11 protein-coding genes and 1 pseudogene are annotated in these 9,501 nt (G+C 62.5%); 3 read left to right on the top strand and 9 right to left on the bottom strand.

Features of this window, described 5'->3' with window-relative positions; all coding sequences use genetic code 11:
- From ACILRN_RS13445 to ACILRN_RS13415, 7 genes are all read right to left on the bottom strand, one after another.
- A partial coding sequence (locus tag ACILRN_RS13445; protein ID WP_395689088.1) for a twin-arginine translocation signal domain-containing protein occupies positions 1–248 on the bottom strand: 248 nt, incomplete at its 3' end.
- Between the two features lie 29 nt (positions 249–277).
- Entirely contained in the window at positions 278–724 is a 447-nt protein-coding gene (locus ACILRN_RS13440; RefSeq protein ID WP_395689086.1) for a VOC family protein, read from the bottom strand.
- On the bottom strand, positions 717–1,481 hold the full coding sequence (locus tag ACILRN_RS13435; RefSeq protein WP_395689084.1) for a FadR/GntR family transcriptional regulator: 765 nt from the start codon (positions 1,479–1,481) through the stop codon (positions 717–719). Before ACILRN_RS13435 ends, ACILRN_RS13440 begins: the two co-directional genes overlap by 8 nt.
- An 89-nt stretch (positions 1,482–1,570) precedes the next feature.
- Complete coding sequence (locus ACILRN_RS13430) at positions 1,571–2,542, bottom strand: sugar-binding transcriptional regulator (protein ID WP_395689082.1); 972 nt, start codon at positions 2,540–2,542, stop codon at positions 1,571–1,573.
- A 10-nt stretch (positions 2,543–2,552) separates the two neighbouring features.
- Entirely contained in the window at positions 2,553–3,401 is an 849-nt protein-coding gene (locus tag ACILRN_RS13425) for a carbohydrate ABC transporter permease (protein ID WP_395689081.1), read from the bottom strand.
- Complete coding sequence (locus ACILRN_RS13420; RefSeq protein ID WP_395689079.1) at positions 3,401–4,279, bottom strand: carbohydrate ABC transporter permease; 879 nt, start codon at positions 4,277–4,279, stop codon at positions 3,401–3,403. The genes ACILRN_RS13425 and ACILRN_RS13420 overlap by 1 nt, the downstream gene beginning before the upstream one ends.
- An 82-nt stretch (positions 4,280–4,361) precedes the next feature.
- Positions 4,362–5,702: an ABC transporter substrate-binding protein gene (locus tag ACILRN_RS13415; protein WP_395689077.1), complete on the bottom strand. Its 1,341-nt coding sequence runs from the start codon at positions 5,700–5,702 to the stop codon at positions 4,362–4,364.
- Between the two features lie 120 nt (positions 5,703–5,822).
- Here ACILRN_RS13415 and ACILRN_RS13410 point away from each other — a divergent pair, with 120 nt between their 5' ends.
- The 3 genes from ACILRN_RS13410 to ACILRN_RS13400 are packed head-to-tail and all read left to right on the top strand — an operon-like array spanning position 5,823 to position 8,845.
- Positions 5,823–6,887, top strand: coding sequence for an ABC transporter ATP-binding protein (locus ACILRN_RS13410; RefSeq protein WP_395689076.1), 1,065 nt, complete (start codon positions 5,823–5,825; stop codon positions 6,885–6,887).
- Positions 6,884–8,236 carry a sn-glycerol-1-phosphate dehydrogenase gene (locus ACILRN_RS13405; protein WP_395689073.1) on the top strand — a complete coding sequence of 451 codons (1,353 nt, stop codon included), beginning with the start codon at positions 6,884–6,886 and terminating at the stop codon, positions 8,234–8,236. The genes ACILRN_RS13410 and ACILRN_RS13405 overlap by 4 nt, the downstream gene beginning before the upstream one ends.
- Positions 8,237–8,281: 45 nt before the next feature.
- Positions 8,282–8,845, top strand: coding sequence for an SIS domain-containing protein (locus ACILRN_RS13400; RefSeq protein ID WP_395689071.1), 564 nt, complete (start codon positions 8,282–8,284; stop codon positions 8,843–8,845).
- 9 nt (positions 8,846–8,854) lie between these two features.
- Here ACILRN_RS13400 and ACILRN_RS13395 read toward each other — a convergent pair whose 3' ends face one another.
- Complete coding sequence (locus tag ACILRN_RS13395; protein ID WP_395689069.1) at positions 8,855–9,079, bottom strand: hypothetical protein; 225 nt, start codon at positions 9,077–9,079, stop codon at positions 8,855–8,857.
- Positions 9,080–9,135: 56 nt separating this feature from the next.
- Positions 9,136–9,330 (bottom strand): annotated as a pseudogene (locus ACILRN_RS13390) (LysR family transcriptional regulator); the annotation flags it as partial.
- Positions 9,331–9,501: the final 171 nt, after the last annotated feature.

The raw sequence follows: 9,501 nt of genomic DNA, 5'->3' as shown, positions 1-9,501 counted from the left end.
GTGGCGGAGTTGGGGCCACCGGGGTTGAACTCGACATCGAGCCCGGCGTCCTTGAAGAAGCCCTGCTGGACTGCCATCACGTCGCCGATCTGACCATTGGAGATGAGCCAGTCGAGCTTGATGATGACCTTGGCATTCTCGGCCCGCGCCGGATCGGGCAATACCAGCTCGATGCCGCCACCAATCGCTCCGGCGATGACGGCGCTTCCAGCCAGGAACTTGCGCCGGTTGATCTGCGAGTTTGTCATGGTTTCCTCCCTGCTCGCGTTGACAGTCATTAGCCTGCCGGGGTCTCGGAACTGTCGAAGTCATGCTTCGGCCCGTCCGGATACCAGGCATAGATCTCCCAGACATTGTCGTCGGGGTCCGTGAAATAGGCGCAGCGCGCATTCCACGGATAATCACCAGGCGCGCTGACGAAGCTCACACCCTGCGCGGTGAGCCTCTGGAACATCGCGTCGATATCGGCGGGCGTATCCAGCCGGACGGCGATGCAGGCCTTGTGTGCCTTTGGCGGTGCGCGGCGGTTGGATACGCCACAATGGTTGTTGATGTGATCAATCTCCCAGGCAGCGAGCGTAATTCCATCACTGTGGAAATCGGCAAAGCCCTCGGCGCGCCTGCGAAGGCGGAACCCCAAAACCCGTGTGTAGAAGTCAACTGCTCGTTCGATATTCTCAACGAGCAGGCAGATATCGGTGATCTTGAGATGAGGGTCAGCCATGATGTCTTCCCTTTCGGACCAGTTGGCGCGGCTGCACAGCGGCCTGGCCGGATCCGCCTGCCCCGGCACGTGCCGCGGCACCCTCGATGTGCGCACGCATGGCACAGGCCGCCTTCTCGGCATCTCCGGCCCGGATCGCCTCATAGATGCTGATGTGCTCGGCAACATTGATCCGCACCAGATCGTGAAGCGGATTGCTGCGGCGCGCGATGTAGATGGTCTGACGGATCTGTTCGCAGACAAATGAGATGAATGACAGGATGTAATTGTTGCCCGTGGCGCGGGCGACCTCGCGGTGAAAGGCGAGATCAGCCTCGATGCTGCCATCCTGCCAGCGTTCCTCGCCATTCATGCGGTCGAGATGGGCCTTGATGGCCTTGAGGTGCTGAGGCGTGCGGCGAACTGCAGCAAGACGTGCTGCCTCGGTTTCCAGAATGCTCCTAAGTTCGAACAGGCGCTCGATATTGCCATCCTGTTGCAAGGCCTGCCGGTCGATGCGGATCGCGGCGCGCTGCTCGGGCGCCAGCACGAAAGCCCCCACACCCTGCCTTGCCTCGACGAGGCCATCGGCGCGCAGTTGCGCAATTGCCTCACGGATCACGTTGCGGCTGACGCCGAGCCTCTCGGACAGCTGCTGCTCGGTTGGCAGGCGGGTTCCGGGCTCCAGCGCGCCACCCTCGATGTCACGCAGCAGGAGCGCTACAACCCGCTGAGGGAGGTTATCCGTCGCCCCGATATCTGCCGACCTTCTGATCACGCGGCCTCCGCACTGTCCTCATATCATCCTACAACACGTGACCTGTCAATCGGCTCATAACCCAGCCACCGCACGAGTGGCCGGGCAGACTACGGGGCCTGAGAAAGCAGCGTCCGCGCCGTAGCCTCGTCGGTGACGAGAATTCGCGCCAGGCGCTGGCGCAGTGCGGCGCTGATCACGGGAACCTTGTAGGCGCCCCCGGCAGCCAGGATGGTGTTGGGAATTCTGCGCATGTCATCGAGCCCGATGCCCACGACGCGCTCATTGATCGGATGGTCGATAGGCTCGCCGTTGCTATCGATGATCGTGCCCAGCACGTCGCCCACAGCGCCAGCCCTGATCAGGTCGCGCGGCTTGATGTCAGGCGGCAGACCGTCGCGCACCAGAAGCGAACGGGCCGAGATATCGCTGCAAGCCACAGCCATGCCATCGATGCCGCGGATCTTGGCGAGAACGCCGTCGAACACGTCAAGCTTCATGATCGTGTCGCGCGAACGGCGCGACCCGGCATAGAGCGGCGCAGGAAAATAGCTGTGCTGGGCGCCCAGCAGGTCAGCAAGACGGGTGGTGATCTCAAAACTGTTGAAATCCGAACCACGGGTGAGGCCGCCCATGACCGAGATCACCTCAAGGTCACGGCGTGAGAAAGAGGCCACGAACCGCGTGGCGATGTTGAGCGTGTTGCCCCATGAAAGGCCGAAGGTCCTGACCTTCGGATCAGCAAGCTTGCTTGACAGCAACTGCCCAAGCGCGGCTCCAACAATCATCTGGAGATCCTGAGGGCGCTCCGGCGAGGGCGCCACATAGGCCTGCGCGAGCCCGAATGTTGCGCACAGTTCCCCCTCCAGCTCAGGGCAGGCCGAGAACGACGTATTCAGGGTGATGCGCACCAGCCCGTTCTTGCGCGCCTCGGCAAGCGCCTTGTTGACGCGAAGCCGCGTTACCTGAAGTTTGCGGGCGACCTGCTCCTGGGTAAGGCCTTCGACATGATAGGCCCAGGCCACCTGGGCGAGGAAACGCTCCTCCACGTCGATCTTTGGCAGCTTCGGCGCACGTGACATCGTCTGGCTGCTACTTGACCGCACCCATGGTGAGGCCGCGCACCAGATGGCGCGACACAATGACAGCGAAGATCAGCACGGGCACGACGATCAGGGTCGCAGTGGCCATGATCTTGCCGTAGGGCACATCGTACCCTTCCATGAAGGTGATGGCCATGGCCGGTGCGGTCTTGGCTGCCTTGGGCGCGAGGATGTAGGCGAACAGCAGCTCGTTCCACGAGAAGATGAAGGAAAATATGGCCGACACGGCAACGCCCGGCATGGCGAGTGGCAGGCAGATGGACCAGAATATGCGCCAATGGCCCGCCCCTTCAAGGCTTGCCGCCTCATCGAGATCATAGGGAATCGAGCGGAACTGATCGGTACAGATCCAGATGACGATGGGCAGGCAGAAGGTGATGTACATCAGCACCAGCGCAAGATGTGTGTCACGCAGCCCGATCTGCCTGGCGATGAGAAACACCGGGAACACCAACACCACCGGAGACACGAAGCGGTTGGTGATGAACCAGAACCACAGGTCCTTCTTGCCGCGGAACTCAAACCGCGCAAGCGCATAGGCAGCCGGACAGCCCAGCCCGATCGACAGGACAGTGGTGGCAACCGCCACGATCAGCGAATTGATCAGCGACACGCCTACCTTGTCTTCGAACAGGACCTCCCAGTAATTGGCGAGCGTCGGCGTGAACATCCAGGCAGGCGGCGACTGCAGGGCAACCACCTGAGTCTTGAGGCTCGTCGTTACCATCCAGTAGAATGGAAAGACGCAGAACAGGCAGATGATGCAGAGCAGGATCACCTCACCCAGCCATGGCTTTCCAGAGCGCCAGGCGCTCGCGCGTGATGTTCCTGCGGCCATTACCGCACCTCCCGGTAGAACAGCTTGATGTAGGACCGCGCCAGAAACACCGTCAGCGCCAGCAGGATGATGGCCTGGGCTGAGGCAAGGCCGATGTCGAACTGCCGGTTGCCGGTGCGCTCGATGAGGATGGCGATGAACTCGGTCGCAGAGCCGGGCCCGCCGCGTGTCATGGTGAACACCATGTCGAAGAGCTTGAGCGTGTCGGCCGTGCGCAAGATCAGCACGGCCACCAGTCCGGGCACGAGAAAGGGCAGCTGAATGTGGCGCAGGATCGTCCACCAGCGGCCGGTTTCAAGCCGCGCGGCCTCCTCGATCTCGGGCGGTACACTGCTCAGGCTGGCGAGCATGACCAGCGCCACGAAGGGCGTCCACTGCCAGACGTCCCAGAAGATCACCGCCACATAGGCGTTGAAGGGATCGCCGATCCAGTTGATGGGTTCAACGCCGAAGAAGCCGAGAAACTGGTTGATGACGCCGTACTTGATGTTGAACATCACCTGGGCCAGCAGTCCGACCACGGCATAGGTGGTGGCCATCGGCAGAACCAGCGACAGCCTGGTGAAGGCACGCAACAGGCCGAGGCCTGGCCGGTGCAGAAGCAGCGCGATGCCGAGGCCTAGAACGATCTGAGTCGGCACCGAGACGAAGAACAGGACAACCGTGCGCCCCATGGACTGCCAGAAGACCGGGTCGGTCAGAACGGTCACGTAGTTGTCGAGCCCGACGAATTCCTGCTGATTGGCTTTCGTGAGATTGAAGAAGTGCAGGCTCTTCCACACGCCATAGAGCAGCGGCGCGATGCCAACGATTGCCAGCGCAAACACCGAAGGCCCGAGAAATGCGATGATCGTTGAGGCTTTCACGCGGGCAGTCATGAGCGCTGGTCCCCGGGCATCTGTTGAGAGATCAGCGGCGGGGGCTGCTGCCCCCGCCGCCAGGTGTCAGATCGAACCAGCCTTACTGGGCGAGCGGCTTCTTGCCGTCGTAGTAGCCGGCCTTCTGGAGGACTTCCTCCATCTTGGTTCCGATGGTCTTGGCGCCCTCTTCGACAGAGACCTCACCCAGCATCATCTTGGAACCCCATTCCTGCACGATTTCCGTGATGGTGGGCCACTCGGCAAAGCGCGGACGGAACTCCGGCACGCCTTCCTGCCAGCTCTCGACCAGAGCCGGAATGTAGGTGAACTTCTTGGCGTTGTCGGCGTTCTGGTAGACCGACTGACGCGCCGGCACACCACCCTTTTCCAGATAGGTCTGGGCGTTGGCCTTCGAGGTCAGCCACTGGATCATCAGCCAGGCTGCTGCCTTCTCGGCGTCATCAGCCTGGGTTGCAACGGCCAGCGAGAAGCCGCCCAGTGCCGGCTTGCGGCCAGCAGGACCCTTCGGCTCCGGCGCGATCGCAAGGCAGTCACCGATCTTCGAGGTCTCCTTGTTGGTGAGCGTCGAATAGAAGGCCGACCACTCGGTGATCATCGCCACGTCACCCTGCGCAAGCGCGTTCACCGTCTCGGCATGGTCATAGGAGACGATGCCCGGCGGCATGTACTTCATCAGGTCCTGACGGAAGTTCAGGCCGGCCTGGCTCTCGGGGGAGTTCAGGTTCGACTTGAAATCCTTGGTGAGGAAGGAGCCCCCGAACGGCCAGAGCATGCGCGCGAAACTGTCGGCAGACTGGGTCTCGTTGCGCTTGGACTGCAGGGCGTAGGCGAACTTGCCGTCCTTGGTCAGCGCCGGGCCGTACTTGTCCTTCAGGTCAGCCCAGGTCTCGGGCGGGCCATCGAAGCCAGCATCCTTGAGCATGCACTGATTGTAGAAGAGCAGGCCCGAATAGTTGTCGAAAGGCAGGCCGTAGATGGTGCCGTTCCAGCCGCCGAATGCGTTGAGCACGAGCGGGAAGAAGTCGTTCATGTCGAGATCGGGATCGGCGAGATTTGGATCCTTGGTGAAGGTCTCGGCGGGAACGATCCAGCCGTTCTCGGCGAAGTTGCCAATCCAGACGAGGTCGATCAGCGCCACGTCGAGGTCGCCCTGGGCCACGAAATCACGCACCTGCTCACCCAGCGCATTTTCGTAGGGCAGTGTGGTGATGTTGACCTTGATGCCGGTCTTTGCCTCGAACTCCGGCAGCATTTCCTTTGCAGCATTGTAGCCAGGACGATCGAGGAACACGACGTCCACGGTGGTTCCGGCATAGGGCTTGGCGGCTTCTTCGAGCGACCAGGCAGATGCTGCCTGGGTGCCCGCCACCCATCCCAGAACCGCGAGCGCCAACGCGCTCACACAGTTTTTCAGTTTCATGAGATTTCCTCCGTATCAGCGACCAAAGCAGCCATTTACATTTGTATCGCCTGACATATAAATGTATTGAACGGCTCCGGAGTCAACAGGATTCTGAGTGCGGCATATCTGGAGGGGAACATGGCGCGGGTGAGACTGTCGGACATCGACAAATCCTACGGTGCCCAGCAGGTCATCCACGGCGTGTCTCTCGACATCGCGGATGGCGAATTCACGGTGTTTGTGGGCCCCTCGGGCTGCGGCAAGTCCACCCTGCTGCGCTCGATTGCCGGGCTTGAGGATATCTCGCGCGGCCAGATCATCATTGGCGAGGAGGACGTGACGCACAAGGCACCCTCCGAGCGCAACGTGGCCATGGTGTTCCAGTCCTATGCGCTCTACCCGCACATGACCGCGCGTGAAAACATGGAATTCGGGATGAAGATCAACAATTTCCCGGCAGAGGAGCGAGCCCGCCGGGTGGCCGAGGCGGCCCGCATCCTGCAATTGAACGATTATCTGGATCGCAAGCCTGGGCAACTCTCCGGCGGTCAGAGGCAACGGGTGGCGATCGGCCGCGCCATCGTCAAGAATCCGAAGGTCTTCCTGTTTGATGAACCTCTATCGAACCTCGATGCCAAGTTGCGGGTTCAGATGCGGGTCGAACTCGAGGCTCTGCACCGGCAGCTCAACGCGACGATGATCTATGTCACGCATGATCAGGTGGAGGCCATGACCATGGCCGACAGAATCGTGGTGCTCAATGCCGGGCGAATCGAGCAGACCGGCTCGCCCATGGAGCTCTATCATCATCCGCGCACCGAATTCGTCGCCGGTTTCATCGGCGCACCCGCCATGAACTTCCTCGATGTCACGGGGCAGGATGGCGGCATGCACCAATCCTTGATCGCCAAGCTGCCACGGTCTGCCAGCAAGGCGGCGCGGCTTGGCATCAGGCCCGAGCACATCGGCATCACCACCGCGGGTCAGGGCGACGTCAGCGTCACCGTGCGGCTGCGCGAAACGCTGGGCGGCGATGCCTATCTCTATGCCAGCCTCGGCTCGGGCGAGCCTCTGGTGGTGCGCGCCGAAGGCGACACCAGCATCGATGCTGGCCAGACGATCGGCCTGACAATGCCGGCAGGCCGCATCCACTGCTTTGACCGCGATGGTGTGGCCCTGGCACATGACGGGGACCGGGCGTGAACGCTGCTCAGCAGACCATCGCCGCCGGCCTCAAGGTTTCAAGGTCGATTGCCGCTCTCGAACTTTCCGCCGGTGCGCTGGCCAAGGCCCCCGGCTTGCTGACGTCCCACTTCGGCGAGGCCGGGGCGTTTCTGATCGCTGATGGCAATACGTGGGAAGCGGCGGGACGGGCACTCGAAGCCCATCTGCGTGCGGCCGGGCTTGCGGTTCAGGCGCATCTGCTGCCGGCCAAGCCAAAACCAAAGCCATCCGTCGAACTGGCAGAGGATCTGACACTAAGGCTGGCCGCAACCAGCGCAACGCCTGTTGCAGTTGGCTCGGGAGTCATCAACGACGTGGTCAAATATGCCGCATTCAAGCTCGGGCGGCCCTATCTTTGCGTGGCGACTGCCACATCGATGGATGGCTACACCTCGGCCGGGGCGCCATTGTCCGAGAAGGGGTTCAAGAAAACCATCCAGTGCAAGCCGCCACGGGCGATCATCGGAGATCTGGACGTTCTCAGGCTCGCACCCCGGGCCATGTCGAGCTGGGGCTATAGCGATCTGGCCGGAAAAATTCCGGCAGGTGCCGACTGGATCATCGCCGATGACTTGGGAGTGGAGGCGATCGAGACCCGGTCCTGGGGCATGGTGCAGGATCACCTTCACGACTTCCTCTCCCGGCCGGAGGATGTGGCGCGCGGAAATGGTGCAGCCATCGAAGACCTGTTTGCAGGCCTGGCGGTGGTCGGCTTTGCCATGGAGCTTCACGGCTCGTCACGCCCGGCGTCGGGAGCCGACCATCAGATCGCCCATCTCTGGGAGATGCAGGACCTTGCCCTGAATGGCGAACTGGTGAGCCATGGCTCCTGTGTCGCAGTCGGTGCGCTGACCGCGCTTCAGCTCTATGACTGGCTGCTCCAGCAGAACATCGCCGCCCTCGATATCGAGGCAACGGTATCGGGTGCACGCAGCCTGGCCCAGAAGACCGACGACATCAAGCGCATCTTCGGATCATCCGAGATCGGCGCCCGCTCTATCGAGGAGACCCGTCTGAAACACGTCGAGACGGATATGCTCCGGCTTCGCCTGTCTCGCCTCAAGGCCACCTGGCCGCAGCTCGCAGAGCGGCTGAGGCGGCAGGTCCTGAAACCGGCAGAGTTCACCGCCAAGCTGAGAGCAGCCGGCGCACCAGCGGCCGCGGCCGACATCGGCGTCGATACGGCTTATCTGCGCCGCACCGTTCTTGCCGCACTCTATCTGCGAAGCCGTTACACCATTCTCGATGTTCTCGATGACACGGGCCTGCTGGAAACGGCCGTGAGCCAGCTCAGCGACGGGCGCGAGACATCGGGCCGCGCCGCCTGAAGCGGCCACAGCGTTCACAGACCAGCCAGGAAAGGAGCCTCCGCCATGCTCGCGTATCAAACCACTGTCGCCCGCGCCGCCGAGGAACTGAAGCAGGCCAGCGCAGCCGTTGAGCCCAAGAGCCTCGAGCGCTTCGCGGGTGAAATTGCGAAGGCAAAGCGCATCGTGCTGCATGGCGTGGGCCGTGAGGGGCTGATGATGCGCGCACTCGCCATGCGGCTTTACCACATGGGGCTGGATGCTCATGTCGCAGGCGACATGTCGGCGCCGCCCGTGGGGCGCGGCGACCTGCTGATTGTCAGTGCCGGGCCTGGACAGTTTTCCACGGTTCTGGCCCTGGTCGGTGAAGCCAGCGCGGCCGGGGCGCGGACAGCCTGCGTCACGGCACAGCCGAAAGGCCGCGTGCCCATGGCCTGCAACACCGTGCTCACGATTCCGGCCCAGACCATGGCCAATGACACGGGTGCCAGGTCAACGTCCGTGCTGCCGATGGGATCGCTGTTCGAGGGCGCGCAGTTTCTGACCTTCGAGGTGCTCATCCTCATGCTGCGCGAAAAACTGAAGGTTTCACCCGCGGCCATGCGCAAGCGCCACACCAACCTGGAGTGACAGCCGGCCTCAGGGCGGGAGATCTGCCAGCACCTCGCGAAGCCATCTGGTCTTCGGGTCATCGTCATTGCGGCGATGCCAATAGACCGAAATGGGAAATCGCCGGACATGCAGCGGCGGCTCGGCGAGCACCAGCCCGAAACCGGGAGCAAAGGCGCGGGCGAGCCGCGAGGGCAAGGTGACGATGGAGCCGGACTGCGCCGCTGCCGCAAGTGCCGGCAGAAACGCCGGCAAAGCAGAACAATGTGACGGCTCCGGCCAATGGTCTCCCGGGCGGTATCGACCACGCCGCGCATGTCGCCGGCAGGTGAAATCAGGATGTGCTCGAGAGCGCAGTAGCGTTCAAGCGTGAGACCCGGTGCGTCGGGAAGCGCTGACGCCGTTCCTGCAACCAGGAAGCCTTCCTCGTAAAGGCGCTGAGCCGAAACGACGGGTGACTCCTCCCACAGCACGCCAAGCACGATATCGGCACGCCCCTCGACCAGCGCCTCGAGGGCTGCAGCGCGTCCCAGCGGCAGAACCGACAGGCGCAGGCCCGGCCTTCAGATCCTCATTTCGATCAGCAACCGGCGCACCAGCTCCTGATGCCGCAAGGCCAGCCGACATGACAGCGGCCCACGCTCATTGCGCCGGAATGACGTCCTTCGCTCCAACCG

It is taken from the genome of Aestuariivirga sp. (assembly GCF_044238155.1).
GTDB lineage: Bacteria > Pseudomonadota > Alphaproteobacteria > Rhizobiales > Aestuariivirgaceae > Aestuariivirga.
The sequence above is the reverse complement of the archived record's forward strand: the minus strand, read 5'-3'. Positions and strand labels throughout refer to the sequence as shown.

Coding starts and splice junctions, on each gene's coding strand:
- ACILRN_RS13440 (WP_395689086.1), bottom strand. CDS start 724: ATGGCTGACCCTCATCTCAAGATCACCGATATCTGCCTGCTCGTTGAG.
- ACILRN_RS13430 (WP_395689082.1), bottom strand. CDS start 2,542: ATGTCACGTGCGCCGAAGCTGCCAAAGATCGACGTGGAGGAGCGTTTC.
- ACILRN_RS13425 (WP_395689081.1), bottom strand. CDS start 3,401: ATGGCCGCAGGAACATCACGCGCGAGCGCCTGGCGCTCTGGAAAGCCA.
- ACILRN_RS13420 (WP_395689079.1), bottom strand. CDS start 4,279: ATGACTGCCCGCGTGAAAGCCTCAACGATCATCGCATTTCTCGGGCCT.
- ACILRN_RS13415 (WP_395689077.1), bottom strand. CDS start 5,702: ATGAAACTGAAAAACTGTGTGAGCGCGTTGGCGCTCGCGGTTCTGGGA.
- ACILRN_RS13410 (WP_395689076.1), top strand. CDS start 5,823: ATGGCGCGGGTGAGACTGTCGGACATCGACAAATCCTACGGTGCCCAG.
- ACILRN_RS13400 (WP_395689071.1), top strand. CDS start 8,282: ATGCTCGCGTATCAAACCACTGTCGCCCGCGCCGCCGAGGAACTGAAG.